Consider the following 15622-nt stretch of genomic DNA (forward strand, 5'->3'; position numbering starts at 1 on the left):
CCGAAAGGCACCCCCCTGCTCAATAATCCTTGCGAACCTGTGCGAGGATCGAGTCGCGCCCGATGGTCGAGACCAGACCCAGCAACACCAGCCAGTTGGTGATGCGATATTCGACCTGGGTCGCGTTGTAATCGCGCCCGTCGGTGATGAGCTCGACATAGATCTTGCGAGTCAGGTTCTTGCCGAGCGCCACGCTGGTCTCGCGCCCGATGATCGGATCAGCCGCGATGATCCGCAATTGATCGAGCCCGATCGAGTTGCGCAGCGAACCGATCGGATCAAGCCCGCCGCCGCCGCCCTGCAACGAAGCGAGCGCAGCGGCCAGTTGCAGCGCATCGGTTGCCGAAAGCGACGTGACCGGCCCGCCGAACAGCAAGCGCGAGAGGATTTCCTCATCCGGCAGCGCGGGGGAGGAGGAAAAGGCGATCTGCGGCGCCATCGCATTGCCGGTGATCCCGATATCGACCTGCGTGCCCGAACGGGTCGTTTCCGCGAGGATATCGAGCTGCGGATCAATGGGCCCCTTCTGGTCGAACACGATCCGGCCCCGGGTGAGTTCAAAGGCGCTGCCCGCAAAGGTATATTCGCCGCGCACGAGACTGGCCGTGCCGCCGATGCGCGGATCATCCACCGTGCCTCGCAGCGCGATATCAATGCCCCATTCGCTCTCAAGTCCCATGCCCTCGACCAGGACGCGCGATGGCGCCGTGGCGTTGATCAGATAGCGCCAGCTATCGGTGCGGCTGGCGCGCTGCGCGCTGGGTGGCCCGTTGAGCCGGTTGATCTCGCGCGTGGCGATCTGCGGCAGGGCATAGTCCTCCGCCGCGGTGCCAAGCTGCCAGCTTGCCCGGTCAATCCGCACGCGGCCGGCAATCGTGCCGCCAACCCCGTCCGAAACGATGCGCAGCGGGCCGGTGACGCGCGCATCGAGCCCCGCGGCGTTGACGAGCCGCGCATTGGTAGCGGCGGCGCGCAGATCGATGCGCGGGCCGCGCTGCGCGCTCATCCCGGCCAGATCAATCGTGCCCGAACCGATGATCGAACCATTGCCCGCCGTGGTTCCGGCAAAGCGGGTGATCGCCAGCCGCGATCCGGAAAAGCGGCCCTGCGCTGCGGCCTTAGTGATATCGGTGCCCGACACCGCGCTCTGCACGCGCAGATCATCGCTTGCAATGCTGCCTGTCAGCAGCGGATCGGCCAGCGTCCCGCGCGCCGTGGCGGTCACCGCCAGTGGCCCGGTGATATCAAAGACCTCGATCCCGGAAAGCCGCCACAAGGCCTCGGCCGGGCCATTATAAGTCAGATCGGCCTGCAAAGCGCCCCGCATCAGCCGGGTTGCAAAATCGCCGGTGCCCGCCAGCTTGGTGATACGTGCCTTGACCTGCCCCAGCCGCTTGCCATCGTCGAGCAGGCGTGCCCCTGCGCTCAGCCCAGCGCGGGTGAGATCGGCCACCGCGACGACATTGACCGGCTGCGACGACAGCACCAGCCCGGCGCGGCTGAACCCGTCGATCCGCACCCGCGCGGTACCTGTCGGCGGTGCGCGCCCGGTCTGGGCAAAGGTGATGATCCCCGACAGCCGCCCGCCAAAGCCCAGCTCGCTGCCCGCAAGATCAAGCAGGCGCAGCGGCATCCGCGCGACATTGGCCGTCAGCCGCGTCTCCGCGCCGCCAAAAGCGCCGGACAGGATGACATAGCCGCGGGCATAACCGATCTGCGCGGGCGCGAGGCTCCACCCGCCGTCGGCCTCCTGCGTCAGCACCGCGCGGCGCGGCATCCGGATCGCACCACCGGCATACTCCCCCCGCACCAGAGGCGCGATCCGGCCCGGCGCAACATCGGCATCGAGCTTGATCGCAAAGCGTTCCGAACGGCGTCCGGCGAGCGTTGCGGTAACCTTGCCCGCACCATTGGCAATGGCAGCACGGGCATCAAGATTGGCCACCCGCAGCGCGCCATATTCGAGGCCCGCGCCGGTGAGCTGGCCGTCAATATAGCTGCCCCTTTCATCGAACCGCCCGCTCGCGGTGATATCGGCACGGGCAAGCGCGATCGGAACCGCCCCGCCAAAGCGCGCTTGCCGCGCGGCCAGCGTCAGACCGAAGCCTTGCGACCCGCCAGCGGCGGGCGCGAGCGTCAGCGTGCCGTTCACCCCGCCGCCCGCCACCGCAAGTTCGCCCGCGATCCCGGCTTCATCAAGCGCGAGTGCCCCCGTCAGCCGGGTGCGGAAGATGTTGAGTTCGTCCACAGCGATTCGGGTCGGCCCGCCTTCGGGCAAGACCAGCCCGATACGGCCGGTGAAGTCACCAAGCAGCGAGCCGCCCGACAGATCAATCGCAAAGCCATCCCCCGCCGGCGCGAGCGCGACACGCACATCGGCCAGCCCTGCGGCGGGCAGCGGATCGGCCAGCACCAGCACCGCACGCGGGCCGTCATTCGCCAACTCGGCCTCAAGCGTAAAGGGGCCATAGTCCGCCTGTTGCCCACGCCCGGCGATGGTGGTGCGCGCGCCGCCGCTTCCCGGCACGAGCTTGCTATCAAAGCGCGCTGTCAGCCGCGCACTGTCGAGCGCGCCGTCGCGCAGGATAATCGGTTGGCCCGCCCCCATGCCAAGCGCGCCCCTGAAGCGAATATCCGGCCCGGCGAGGTTGGCGATCGAGGCATTGCTGATCCGGGTAAGCCGCCCGGCGACGTTGGCGCGCAGGCTCCACGGGATGCTGGGGCCGAACTTGGCGAGGATCTTGGCATCACCTGCCACCACGCCCACACTGGCGAGTTTGAAGCCTGCCAGATTGACGGGCCCGGCGACAGCATAGGTTCCTGCGGGCACATCGCCGCGCAGCGACAGGTTGGCCGCCAGCCCGGGGAAGGCGACGCGGGCCTCGTCGGCGGCGAGTTTGCGCCCGTCAAAAGTCACGCGGGCGTTGAGCTTGCCCTTGATCAGTCGCGGATCGATCTGCGGATTGCCGGTGGTGATCCGCTCGGCAGTGGCGGCCACCGGCAGCGTGAGCTTGCCGCGAGTGTAGCGCGCCATGCCCGCCTGCCGCAGCTCCGTCACGCTGATACCATTGGCTTCAAGCCGGCCCACCGCAAGTTGATGATCAAGCGCGAGATCGCTGAAGCGCCCGGTGATCGCCGTGGCAAAGCGGGCCTGCTCCAGCCGCACCTCCGGCCCGAACAGCGCCGGATCGCGCAGCCGTGCCCGCAGCAGCAGCCGTTCGATCGTGCTTGCCCGGATATCGACCCCGCCTGCCAGTCGGACATCAAGCGCCGGGCTGATCACTGTCGCCCTGCCCGTCACCAGCCGATCTTCCAGCATGAACGAGACAGCCAGCGCGGTCTTGCGGCCCAAGGCATCCGCGACCAGGCCCGAGCCGGGATCAAGCGGTGCGCGCACCTCGCCGAGAATACCGAAGCGGCCGGCATCATTGGTCAGCCTGAGCGCGGCGACCGGCCGCTGGCGCACCGCTGGAGAAGCGGTTTCCGGCCAGCGTGTCGCCAAGATCTGGCCGCGCCAGCGCTGCCATGTCCCCTCGCCCGCCAACCGCGCGGCATAGCCATTCCGGAGCCCGGTCAGCCCCGCCAGCACGCCGCCTTCAGGCGCGAGATAATCCAGCCCCATATCGAAGCGATCGCCATCGGGCTCGGCATCGAGCATCAGCGCCAACCGATCCTCCTTGCCGAGACTGGCGGTGGCATTGATGAATGCCCGCCGTTCGAGGATCAGCGCCGAGGCCGTCAGATTGACTTTCTCGGGCTGCGCCGTCGCCACGCCCTCGGCCAGCACCCAATCGCGGATGGTGAGACGATCAACCCGGATATCGAAATCGGGGAGCAGCGGCGCATCGGGATCGCCCGGGTTCAGTTCGGGAAGTCGCATCAACTGTCCGCGCGATGCGGTCACCTCGCGGATATCCAGCCCGCTCCACAGGAAGGCAAGCGGACGCCAGTCGAGCGTGATTTCGGGAATCTTGAGGAATGCGCCCTTGGGATCGCTGATCACGACATTGCGCAGCCGCGCGGCGCCGTAGATATCGCCCTCGATCCGCCCGATGCGGAAGCGCAAGCCGTTTTCGGGCTGAAGCAGCGCGATCTGATCGGCCACGAACCGCTTGCCAATCGGCGAGCTGAGAAACGCCGCGCCCAGCACCAGCGGGGCCAGCAACAGCGCCAGAAGCCAGCCAAGCCGCTTGAACCAGCGGCGACGGCGGCCTTCGGCGTCGCGCATTGCAGCAGGCTCGGGGGCGATCGTGTCCGCCATCAGAATGCCTGTCCCAGACCCACGAAGACCACCACCGGCGCATCGAACTCGCTGCGGTTGAGCGGCACGCCCACATCGATGCGGATCGGGCCAAAGCTTGTCTTGTAACGCACGCCGAGCCCGGCGGCGTAGCGGATGAAATCGAAATTGGGCACCGAACGGCGGCTCACGCTGCCAATGTCGAAGAAAGGCACGACTTGCACCGCACCACCCAACAGGCCGGTATTGATGCGCGCTTCGATGGAGGCTTCGAGCAACGCCGCACCGCCGGTGGCCTCGCCGCGCTCATCGCGCGGGCCAACGCCCTGGAAGCCATAGCCGCGCACCGATGCGCCGCCGCCGCCATAGAGCCGCCGCGACGGCGCCACATTGGCCAGGTCCGCGCCCTGGATGGTGGCCGCGCGCACCCGGCCCGCCAGCACCGTCGCGTCGCCGATCGATTTGTAGGCCGCCGCATCCAATTGGGCACGCAGATAGAAATCCTGCACGCCTTCGCTGCGCGAGGATTCCGGAGCGAGAAACAGGGTGGCGCGATAGCCGCTCGTCGGATCGAGCAGATCATCGCTCTGATCGATCGTGGCGCTGCCGAACAGCCCGGCGATGGTGAAGCTGCGGCGCGGCGTGGCCGCATCGGGCGCAATCCGCACGGTGCGGTTGCGCTCTTCGGTGAACAAGGCTTCGGCCCCGATCTGCCAGCTGAATTCCTTCTGGAACAGGAAGTTGGACAGCCGCTCGAAGGTGCCGCGCACCCCGAGCGTGCGCGACTCCACCGCCACCGTGTTGATATCGCTGGCGAACAGATCGAAGAACAGCACCTGATCGCGGCCGCGGAAATTGTTGCGCTTGAAGCCGATATTGGCGAGCAGTTCGCGCGTGCCGACAATGCCGCGCAGCCGCAAAGCGCCTTCGGGCGGGAACAGGTTGCGATGCTCCCACGTCGCCTCGGCCTTGATCCCGTCCTCGGTACCATAGCCGATACCGGCGGTCACCGTGCGCAGCGGCGCCCGTTCGAACGCGACATCGATCGCGACCTCGCCCGGTTCCTCGCCGCGGGGAGGCACGCTTTCGCGCGGGGTGATGGTGACGCTGGAAACAAGGCCGGTTGCGAGGATCGCCCGCCGCAGATCGGTTTCGAGGCTTTCGCGGTAGAGATCACCCGGCTCAAAGCGCGCAATCCGTGCTAGATGCCGCCCGCTCAGGAAATCGGGATCGCTGCTCGTCACCCCGGCAAAGACATAGCGGCCGCGTGGGTCGACCGGCAGGGTCAGATCGCCTTCTTCGCGATCATGATCGATCAGCAGATCGGGCTCACCCAGCGTGGCAAAGGGATAGCCATTCTCTCCCAGCGCAAGATCAAGCGCTTCTCTTCCCGCAATGATGCGGTCCGCCAGCACCGGATCGCCGACCTTCAACCCGAGGGCGTCGCGCAGCGGGGCCAGCTCGTCGGCAGGCAGGCGTTCAAGCTTGCCCAGATCAATCGCACCAAAGCGGAATTGCGGGCCGGGATAGATATCGAACCGCACCGCGCCGCGCACCGCATCATCGCGATTTTCGGTGCCATTATCGCGCGATCCGCGTCCGCCTGAAAGCTGGCGCACCACCTCGCTGCCGTAATAGCCGTAGGCGGCAAGGATCTCGTCGAGCAAATCGGCATCGGCGCGCGCACGGGCGATGATCTGCGGGATCGTGTCAGCCTCGCGCTGAAGCTGGGCCAGCGCGGACAATTGCCGGAAGCGCGCGGTAATCGCCTCACGCTCGGGCAGGGCGGCCGGATCGGCCGGGAACGCCAGCGTCACGGTTTCGGTGAGCGGGAACTCCGCCAGATCAACCGCTTGCTCAAGCTCGGGCAAAGCAAGTTGGGCGAAAGCCTCGCCCTCGGCATCCGCCTCCAGCGGCTCGGGGAGCGCCAGCGCGAAATCATCCAATTGCTGGGCAATGGCATCGGCAGAGGCAACCAGCTCGGGCGCCTCGAGCGCAGCGAGTGCGGCATCGGTCGGATCGCCACCCTGCGCCAGCGCGTCAAGCGCCGGAGGCACTGCCGGCGGCGGCTCGGGGCCAAGCGGCGCACCGGCAAGCGCCCAGCTATCCGGGCTCCGCACCGCGTCATCAGGGATCAGATCATCGAGCGTGCGCGGCACCGGTTGGGGGGGCGCAGGCTCTTGCGCCGGGCGTGTCTCATCGGGCTCGTCGCCCGGTTCCGCAGCGGCAGCGGTGCCGGCCTCTTCGACCTGATCGGTTTCGGCCCCGGTATCATCTGGCGGATCATCACCGGCAGCAGGCGGTTCCTGCACCTGCGTTTGCGGCGAAAGCGGGACTTGCGCAGCGAGACAGGCGCTTCCCGAAAGCCCTGCGCCCACTGACGTCGCAAGGCAAAAGGAGAGCGTCAGCAGGTGAAGACGATCAACTTTCCGGGAACTTGGCAGGCTGGCCATCCTTGCCCCGAATACCGGCGAGCGATGCAGCCGAGGCGCGGCGCGGCGCGATCGCTTCGGCAATCAAGGCGCGCTGTTCGTCTGTATCCATCACTTGCCAGCCATCACGGGTGAGCTTTTCAAGCGGGCGATAGCGCACCTTGTACTGCATCCGCGGACTGCCTTCCACCCAATAGCCGAGATAGACATAGGGCAGGCCCTCGGCCGCCGCACGGCGGATATGATCGAGGATGATGAAGTTGCCAAGCCCCATGCGCTCGGGCCGGTCGGGCTCGTAGAAGGAATAGATCATCGACAGGCCATCGCTCTGCCGGTCAGTGAGACACGCGCCGACCAGCCGGCCGGGCTCGCCATCCACACCCGGTTCGCGATATTCTGTCACCACCGTGGTGACGGGGGTGTGCTCGATCATGTCGGCGTAATCGAGCTCGTCCATCTGGCTCATCCCGCCATCGGGATGGCGCGCGGCGAGATAGCGCGCGAGCAGGGCGAATTGCTCTTCGGTGGCCCAAGGGCGGCATTCGCTGACCACCAGATCGCCATTGCGCTTCAAATCGCGCTTCTGGGTGCCCGAGGCCCGGAACTGATCCGCCACCACCCGCACCGAGACACAGGCCTGACAATCAAGGCAGCTCGGGCGGTAGGCGACCGTCTGGCTGCGTCGGAAGCCGATGCGGCCCAGCGCTTCGTTGAGTTGATCGGCGTGCGGGCCTTTGAGCTCGGTGAAAACCTTCCGCTCACTCCGCCCCGGCAAGTACGGGCACGGCGCCGGGCTTGTCACAAAGAAGCGGGGGAAGCGGATCGGTGCGGTCACAGGCTTGTGCTCAATCCCAGTGCTGAATCAGCGCGACGTTATAGGTTAAGAAAATCTTATGCCTGCACAGGTTCCCGCGTTAAAGTCCCTTAACCATAAATCGACACAAATAATGGCGCAGCCTGCACAGGCTGACGCAAAATCATGCACAATAGCGTCGAAATGGGGCAGTTCAGCCCAGCTCGACAAGCTGGACCGAGTAGCCTTTGTCGCGCAGCGCTTCGACCAGATCATCAACCTGCTGCGCATCGCGCGCTTCGCACTCGATATCGGTGATCAGCCCCTTGGCGGGCAAGGTGGTGAAGATCCGCTGGTGATAGATCTCGATGATGTTGACGTTGTGTTCGTCAAACAGACGCATCACCCGGAACAGCGCGCCGGGGCGATCTTGTAGCGTGATCCGAAGCCGCGCCAGCCGCCCCTGCCGCGCCAGATCGCGCAGCAGCACATTGGCGAGCAGGCGGGTGTCGATATTGCCGCCGCACAGCACGAGGCCGATGGTCTTGCCCGCGAACCTTTCAGGGTTGGCCAGCACCGCGGCAAGCCCAGCCGCACCGGCTCCTTCCACCACGGTCTTTTCGATCTGGAGCAGCAGCGCGACGGCTTTTTCCAGCGCCGGTTCGTCCACCAGCAAAATGTCATCGACTCGCTCGGCGATCACCTGTGCGGTGAAGTCGCCCGGATATTTGACCGCGATGCCTTCGGCCAGGGTATCGCCGCCGCACTCGTGCGTCTCGCCCTTGATCCGGGCATACATCGAGGGGAACAGCGCGGCCTGCACGCCCACCACTTCGATCGCCGGGTTCAGGGCCTTCGCCACGGTGGACATGCCCGAAATCAGCCCGCCGCCGCCAATCGGGGTGACGATGCAATCGAAATCCTGCTTTTCCTCCAGCATTTCCAGCGCGACAGTCCCCGCCCCTGCGGCGACGCGCGGATCATCAAAGGGGTGCACAAAGGTCAGCCCAAGCTCGCCTTCGAGCTTGCGCGCATGGGCATAGGCTTCATCGAAGGTCTCGCCATGCAGCACGACCTTGCCGCCGACGCTTTCGGTTTGCATCACCTTCACCGTCGGCGTGGTGCGCGGCATGACGATGGTGACCGGCACGCCAAGCCGCGTGCCATGATAGGACAGGCCCTGCGAATGGTTTCCCGCCGAAGCGGCAATCACGCCGCGGGCGCGCTGTTCGTCGGTCAGTTGGAGCAGCGCATTGAGCGCGCCGCGCTCCTTGTAGGCAGCGGTGAACTGGAGGTTTTCGAACTTCAGCCAGATATCCGCGCCAGTGATCTGCGACAGGGTGATCGAATGCATCAGCGGCGTCTTGACCACCGCATCGCCAATCCGTGCCGCTGCGGCGCGCACGGTATCGAGAGTGAGATCGGCCGGCGTGGCGACCGGGAGGCCCGAAGGCGCAAGAGTAGGGGCTGTCGCTGACATAATGCGCGCGCGTTAAGCCCTTACGCGGCGTGAGGCAACTTTCCTCTTGGCCGACACGCGCGCATCATTGGCAAGCGCGCCGATCCGCGATAGGCCGTCGCCCGACATGACCACCAAGACAGCCCACGCCTTGCCCGACACCGCTGCGAAAAGCGCACGGATGGCGGGGCAGTGGCCGCGCGCGGCAAGCGCCTGTCCCGCCATCTTTGCGCCAAAGGATTCCTGATGCTCCGCCACCATTTTGCTGCCGCCGCCGTCAGCGCACTTGCTCTCGCCCTGACCGCCAGCCCGGCGCTCGCCGACACGCTGATTGATAATGTCGACGGCATCACGCTCGACGAAAAGGGTGAAGTGGTGCGCTTCACCGGGCTGATGTTCGATGATGAAGGGCGCGTCACCCAATTGCTGGCACGCAAGGACAAGCGCCCTGCCAAGGTCGACTATCTGCTCGACGGCAAGGGGCAGGTGCTGCTGCCCGGCATGATTGATGCCCATGTCCATGTCATGGGAATCGGCTTTGCCGCGCTGACGCTCGACCTCTCGGACACGACCTCGCTTGAAGATGCGCTCGCCAGGATCAAGACTTTTGCCGAGGAAAATCCGGGTCGACCGTGGATTCTGGGGCGCGGTTGGAACCAGGAAAAGTGGGGCCTCGGGCGTTTTCCCACCGCCGCCGAACTCGACAGTGTGGTGTCGGATCGTCCGGTCTGGCTCGACCGCGCGGATAACCACGCCGCATGGGCCAACTCCCTCGCGATCGAGCGGGCCGGGATCACCGTCAAAACCGCTGATCCGGCGGGCGGGCGGATCATCCGCGATGCCGCCGGCAAGCCACAGGGCGTGTTTGTCGACCGGGCGGGCGACCTTGTCACCAAAGTCATCCCCGCGCCGCGCCCCAAGGACCGCGATCTCGCCTTTGCCGAATTCCAGAAAGCTCTCATCGCGCGCGGCGTGACGGCGGTGGCGGATATGGGCACCAGCCCGGCCGACTGGGAAACCTTCCGGCGCGCGGGCGATGCCGGGCGCTTGCAGGTGCGGATCATGTCCTATGCCGACAGCATCGAGACGCTCGAACTGATGGCCGGACAAGGGCCGGGCCCGTGGCTCTATGAGGATCGGCTGCGGATGGGGGGCGTCAAGCTTTACCTCGATGGCGCGCTGGGATCGCGCGGCGCGGCGCTCAAGCAGCCCTATGCCGATGAACCGGGCACGCGCGGGTTGCCGCTGCTCACCCCGGCGCAGCTCCGCAACCTGATGAGCCGTGCGGCGATGGATGGCTTCCAGACCGCGGTGCACGCCATTGGCGATGCCGCCAATGCCGACGTGCTCACCGCTATCGAAGAACTCTCGGAAAGCTATCAGGGTGATCGCCGCTGGCGGATTGAACACGCCCAGATCATTGATCCGGCCGATCTGCCGCTGATGGGCAAGCATGGCGTGATCGCCTCGGTCCAGCCGCTCCACCAGACCTCCGACCGGCTGATGGCCGAAGCCCGGCTTGGCCCGGATCGGCTGACCGGGGCCTATCCGTGGCGCAGCATCCTTGCCGCCGGTGGGCGGCTGGCCTTCGGATCGGATGCGCCGGTCGAACCCGCCGATCCTTTCGCCGGGATGGCCGCCGCGATCAGCCGCACCGATGCCAAGGGCGAACCCTTTGGCGGGTGGTTCCCGCAGCAAACAGTCAGCCGTGAAGTCGCGCTCGCGGGCTTCACCAAGGACGCGGCCTTTGCCGGCTTTGCCGACGGGCGGTTCGGGCGGCTGGCCGTTGGCGAGCGCGCGGACTTCATCTTCGTCGATCGCGACCCCCTGATCGCCTCGCTCGAGGAATTGCGCCAGACCCGCGTGCTGCAAGTATGGATCGGCGGCGTGCGGGTGGACGCACGCGGCGAGTAATTACTCCGCCGCGGCTTTCTCCGCCGCCAACTCGGCCTCGCGCGCCGCCTTGTCGGCGGCAACGGCGCCTTCCTGCAAGCGCATCAGCAACAGCGAGGCTTCGAACAGCATCCAGAGCGGGATCGCGAGGATGATCTGCGAACCGGGATCGGGGGGCGTGACAATCGCGGCAATCACGAAGATGCCGACGATGACGTAACGCCGCGCGGTGATCATCTGCGCCCGGGTGATGATCCCGGCGCGGTGCAACAGCAACAGCAGCACCGGCAGCAGGAACGTTACCCCGAAGCCGAGAATGAACTGCATCACCAGATTGAGATATTCACCCGCGCTCGGCAAGGCCTGCACTGCAAGCCCGCCCGCTTCCCCGCCAAAACCAAGGAAGAAGGTGAAGGCGACCGGCATCACCACGAAATAGGCGAGCGCCGCCCCCGCGCCGAACAGCACCGGGGTGGCCAGCAGGAACGGCAGAAAGGCCTTCTTCTCGCGCGCATAGAGCCCCGGCGCGACAAAGGCCCAGAGCTGGTTGGCGATTACCGGGAAGCTCAGCATGAAGCCTGCAAACAGCGCAACCTTGAGCTCGACAAAGAAGACTTCGGGAAGCTTGGTGAAAATCAACTGGCCCTCGCCCGCCGGAAAGGCCTGCTTGAGCGGCCAGATCAGGATGCCGAGGATCGCGTCCGCAAAATAGAGGCACACCGCAAAGCCTGCCGCCAGTGCAAGCAGCGCGCGGATGATCCGGGTGCGCAGCTCGATCAGATGATCGAGCAGCGGGGCGCGGGTCTCATCAAGGTCTTTGATGTCAAACATCGCTTTCGCCCTTGGCCGCAGGCGATGGCGCCGCGTCTTGCGGCGATGTATCAGGCTTGGCCGCTTCGGCTGGCGGCGGCGGCCCGGTCATCACCGGCGCGCCCGCTTCCAGCTCGGTCAGGGCAGCGGAACGGCGCATGATTTCCTCGTTCTGTGCCTTCCACTTCTTTTCCATCTCTTCCAGTTCGGCCTCGCGCACCATGGCATCGATCCCGGAGCGGAAATGCGCCGAGACCCGGCGCAGCTTGCCGATCCAGCGACCGGCAGTGCGCATGGCCAGGGGCAAGTCCTTTGGCCCGATCACCACGACGGCGACGACCAGGATGACGAGCAGTTCTGCGGCGCCGATATCGAACATGGGGGTGCGGCTGCGCCGCCTCCTTCAGCGAAAGGTCAGGCGCCGGTGGTGTCGGACTTGTCCGCAGGCGCGGGCGTTTCGGTCGGCGCGGGGGTCGCGGCCGGCGGCTCGATCCGCGCGGCCTTGGCGGCGGTTTCCTCGGTCTCGTTGAGACCTTTCTTGAAGCTCGAAATGCCCTTGCCGAAATCGCCCATCATCTCGGAGATGCGGCCGCGCCCGAACAGCACCAGCACGATCACCAGCACAATCAGCCAGTGCCAGATGGAAAAGCTACCCATGATTCAACTCCTGAAATGCAGCGAGGGCCAAGGCATGCTGCATGGCCGGATAAGGTCCGGCGGTCACCTGCCATGCATTTAGGACAAGCCCACGGGAATTGCGAGTCAGTCCGCCAAATTTGCGTCACCGTCGTCGCGGTCGCCGGCATCCTCGGGTTCGAAATGCATCGCCGCATTGAAGGCATCATCGACCGGGTCGAGCAGGCCCGCTGCACGCAATTCGTCGATCCCCGGCAGATCGCGGCGCGAGCTCAGGCCGAAATGATCGAGGAAGGCAGATGTGGTGGCATAGATCACCGGGCGGCCCGGCACCTCGCGGCGGCCCGCCAGCCGGATCCAGCCCGCTTCCATTAGCACATCAAGCGTGCCCGCGCTGGTCTGCACCCCGCGGATCGATTCGATCTCCGCCCGGCTGACCGGCTCATGATAGGCGATGATCGCCAGAACCTCGGTGGCGGCACGGCTCAGGCGGCGCACCTGTTCCTTCTCGCGGCGCAGCAGATGCGCCAGATCAGGCGCAGTTTCGAAATGCCAGCGCCCGCCGCGCTCCACCAGATGGACACCGCGCTGCGCATAATGGGTGGCAAGCAGCGCCAGCCCGTCTTTCACCGCGGCGAGTTCCAGCCCGCCAAGGTGGCTCGAAAGCGCTTCGGGGGTCATCGGCTCTTCGGCGGCAAACAGCGTCGCCTCGATCGCGCGGGTGACGGCATCCGCGCCCGGAACCGCCGCCTCGCTCATGCCGCTTGCCCTTCGCGCAGGCGACGGATGCGCAAGGGTGCAAAGGCGCTGTCCTGCTCAAGCTCCGCCCGGCCGCGTTTGGTCAGTTCGAGCGCCGCGACAAAGCTTGAGGCCAGCGCCGAGCGCCGCAATTCGGGCGAAGCATGCGGCGGCAGAAAATCGCGGATTTCCATCCATTCAAGCGTGACACCCAGCATCGCCGAAACCCGTTCGAGCGCGGAATCCAGCGTCATCACCGGGCGGTTGGCGACATGATAGATGTGCGGGGCGGTGCGCGCCTTGACCTGTCCATAGGCCTGGATCAGCGAAAACATGTCGCTGCGCCACACGGCCTTGCGATCAGTCCGCAGACCTTCGGGGCGCCCGCGCAGGAACACATCGCGGCCGATCCGGTCGCGCGCCATCAGCCGGGCCGCGGCCTCGCGCATCGCGCCGAGGCGTTGCAGGCGCAATTGCAGCCGCAGCGCGAGCTCTTCGGGCGAAGGGTCTTCCTGCTCCTCCTTGGGGAGCAGCAGCGCGGATTTGAGATAGGCGAGCCAGGCCGCCATCACGAGGTAATCGGCAGCCAGTTCGAGCCGCATCGCGCCCGCGCGCTCGATATAGGTCAGGTATTGATCGACCAGCGCGAGGATCGAAATCTGGCGCAGATCGACCTTCTGCCGCCGCGCCAGATCGAGCAAGAGATCGAGTGGGCCTTCCCAGCCATCAACCTCGATGTAAAGCGCGTCTTCGGACTGGAACGCCGCGCCGCTGAACAGCAGGGGCTGGTCTTCAGCGGCGCTCACGCGGCCTGCCCCTCCAGCGCGAGCAGCGCATCGCGCTTGGCCAGCAATTCGGCATGGGCAGGCGCGATGGCGGGCGCGACCTGCGTCGCAGCCAGCGCACGATCAAGCCGTGCAGCCGTCACCTCCGACATCGGGCCGAGCGCCTCGCAAATCCCGACCATGTCGTCCATCCTGCCCCAGCAATTGAGCACGATGTCGCAGCCCGCAGCCTGGGCACGCGCGGCGCGTTCGGGGATCGGGCCGCCGAGCGCTTCCATGTCGATATCATCGGTCAACAGCAGCCCGTCAAAGCCGATCCGCCCGCGGATCACGTCCCTGATGATAGCAGCAGAAAGGGTGGCGGGATTTTCGGCGTCCCACACCGGGAACATCAGATGCCCTGTCATCCCGATGGGCGCATGGGCGAGGCTGCGGAACGGGGCGAGATCTGCCTCCAGCTCCTGCGCGCTGGCATGGACGAGCGGCATGTCCTTGTGGCTATCCACCATCGCGCGGCCATGGCCCGGCATATGCTTGATGCAGCCCGCGACGCCGCCTGCCGCCAACCCTTCGAGGATGGCCCGGCCGAGCGCTGCCACCTGCATCGGATCGCTGCCCAGCGAACGATCGCCGACCACATCATGCATGCCGGCAAAGCGCAAATCGAGCGGCGGGTGGTAATCAACCGTGATGCCCATCGCCGCCAGTTCGAGCCCCATCGCATGGGCATTGGCGCGCGCGGCCTCGATCGCACTGGGCGGTGCCAGCGCATAGAGCCGATCAAACGCCTCGCCCGGCGGATAGGGCGACCACAGCGGCGGACGCAGTCGCGCCACGCGGCCGCCTTCCTGATCGATCGAGACCAGCAGCCGGTCTCGCCCGTGCAGCGCCCGCAGATCATCTGTCAGCGCGCGAAGCTGCTGCGGATCGATGCAATTGCGGCCGAACAGGATGTAGCCCGCAGGATCAGCCTCGCGGAAGAAGGCGCGCTCGTCAGCCGTTAGGGTCGGGCCGCTCAGTCCGAAGATCGCCGGAATCATGCGCGGATGCTCGCAGGCCGGGGCGAAACGCGCAAGTCAGGGGCTGCGCTCATGCACAGGCCTGCCTGGCGTCTCAGCGCTTGACCTGACAATCAAGCCCCTCGCGCTTGATCGCGGCACACAGCGCATCGGCGCGGGTGCGATCAGCAGCAACGGCTTGCAGGCGATAGACCGTGCCGCCATCAACCCGGCCTTCAACGACGCGGTGCGGCACGCCTTGCAGCGCCTCGGATCGGCGGCTGAGATCGGCCCATCCCTGCTCGGCCCGCTCGCGCGAGGCATAGGCAGCCAATTGCACGCCGACCCCGCTTGCCACAGGTGCGGCTGACGGTGCAGCCTGCGGGCGCGCTGCGGGTGACGCCGTAGGTGAAGGGGCCGGGGCAGCCACCGGCTGGGACGGGCTCGCCACCACCGATTGCGGTGTCCCGCCTTCCCCGACGAGCGGGGCCACATTGCCGGTTCCGGCGAATTCCTTGCCGCCGGGATTTTCCGGGCGTTCGCGGATCGGGCCTTCGGGCGCGGCAATCACGCTGCCATCGGGTTCCAGCGCGGCGCTGGTAAAGCGGCTCGCGGCATACCACACCAGCCCGACAAGGGCTGCGCCAAGGATCAGCAGGCCCGCGGCGAACAGAATGATCTGGCGGGTATCAAACGCACCCGCCTCACTATCATCCTCTTCGGATTCGAGCCACGGCAGGCTGCTTTCAGGCGCCAGATCGAGTTCGGAGACACCGTCATCGAACTCTTCATATTCCGCATTGATGATCGCCGTCATGGCGCACCCCGTCTGTCACTG

Annotated in this window: 12 protein-coding genes; 1 reads left to right on the top strand and 11 read right to left on the bottom strand. The window is 66.3% G+C overall.

Annotated features, from left to right (window positions below):
- Window positions 1-19: 19 nt before the first annotated feature.
- From SOQ14_RS01105 to SOQ14_RS01120, 4 genes are all read right to left on the bottom strand, one after another.
- Window positions 20-4261, bottom strand: coding sequence for a translocation/assembly module TamB domain-containing protein (locus tag SOQ14_RS01105; protein ID WP_322896011.1), 4242 nt, complete (start codon window positions 4259-4261; stop codon window positions 20-22).
- Entirely contained in the window at window positions 4261-6618 is a 2358-nt protein-coding gene (locus SOQ14_RS01110; protein ID WP_322896013.1) for an autotransporter assembly complex protein TamA, read from the bottom strand. The genes SOQ14_RS01105 and SOQ14_RS01110 overlap by 1 nt, the downstream gene beginning before the upstream one ends.
- A 43-nt stretch (window positions 6619-6661) precedes the next feature.
- A complete protein-coding gene (locus SOQ14_RS01115; protein WP_322896015.1) occupies window positions 6662-7507 on the bottom strand; it encodes an arginyltransferase in 846 nt (281 codons plus the stop codon).
- Between the two features lie 172 nt (window positions 7508-7679).
- Window positions 7680-8945, bottom strand: coding sequence for a threonine ammonia-lyase (locus SOQ14_RS01120; RefSeq protein WP_322896017.1), 1266 nt, complete (start codon window positions 8943-8945; stop codon window positions 7680-7682).
- A 225-nt stretch (window positions 8946-9170) separates the two neighbouring features.
- On the opposite strand from SOQ14_RS01120, the gene SOQ14_RS01125 reads away from it, so the two are divergent.
- Entirely contained in the window at window positions 9171-10838 is a 1668-nt protein-coding gene (locus SOQ14_RS01125) for an amidohydrolase (RefSeq protein WP_322896020.1), read from the top strand.
- On the opposite strand, the gene tatC is transcribed toward SOQ14_RS01125, so the two are convergent.
- The 7 genes from tatC to SOQ14_RS01160 all read right to left on the bottom strand — a co-directional run bounded on the left by tatC (window position 10839) and on the right by SOQ14_RS01160 (window position 15601).
- A complete protein-coding gene (tatC, locus tag SOQ14_RS01130; protein WP_322896022.1) occupies window positions 10839-11648 on the bottom strand; it encodes a twin-arginine translocase subunit TatC in 810 nt (269 codons plus the stop codon).
- Window positions 11641-12006, bottom strand: a complete 366-nt coding sequence (tatB, locus tag SOQ14_RS01135; protein ID WP_322896024.1) for a Sec-independent protein translocase protein TatB — start codon at window positions 12004-12006, stop codon at window positions 11641-11643. The genes tatC and tatB overlap by 8 nt, the downstream gene beginning before the upstream one ends.
- A gap of 35 nt (window positions 12007-12041) precedes the next feature.
- Complete coding sequence (locus SOQ14_RS01140) at window positions 12042-12284, bottom strand: twin-arginine translocase TatA/TatE family subunit (protein ID WP_322896026.1); 243 nt, start codon at window positions 12282-12284, stop codon at window positions 12042-12044.
- A gap of 105 nt (window positions 12285-12389) precedes the next feature.
- Window positions 12390-13022 (bottom strand): SMC-Scp complex subunit ScpB, encoded by a 633-nt coding sequence (scpB, locus tag SOQ14_RS01145; RefSeq protein WP_322896028.1) that lies wholly within the window; start codon window positions 13020-13022, stop codon window positions 12390-12392.
- Window positions 13019-13807 carry a segregation and condensation protein A gene (locus tag SOQ14_RS01150; RefSeq protein WP_322896030.1) on the bottom strand — a complete coding sequence of 263 codons (789 nt, stop codon included), beginning with the start codon at window positions 13805-13807 and terminating at the stop codon, window positions 13019-13021. Before SOQ14_RS01150 ends, scpB begins: the two co-directional genes overlap by 4 nt.
- Complete coding sequence (nagZ, locus tag SOQ14_RS01155) at window positions 13804-14826, bottom strand: beta-N-acetylhexosaminidase (RefSeq protein WP_322896032.1); 1023 nt, start codon at window positions 14824-14826, stop codon at window positions 13804-13806. The genes SOQ14_RS01150 and nagZ overlap by 4 nt, the downstream gene beginning before the upstream one ends.
- 73 nt (window positions 14827-14899) lie before the next feature.
- Window positions 14900-15601, bottom strand: a complete 702-nt coding sequence (locus SOQ14_RS01160; RefSeq protein ID WP_322896035.1) for an SPOR domain-containing protein — start codon at window positions 15599-15601, stop codon at window positions 14900-14902.
- Between the last annotated feature and the right edge of the window lie 21 nt (window positions 15602-15622).

Origin of the sequence: Erythrobacter epiphyticus (assembly GCF_034653295.1) — a bacterium.
In the GTDB taxonomy this organism is placed as follows: domain Bacteria; phylum Pseudomonadota; class Alphaproteobacteria; order Sphingomonadales; family Sphingomonadaceae; genus Erythrobacter.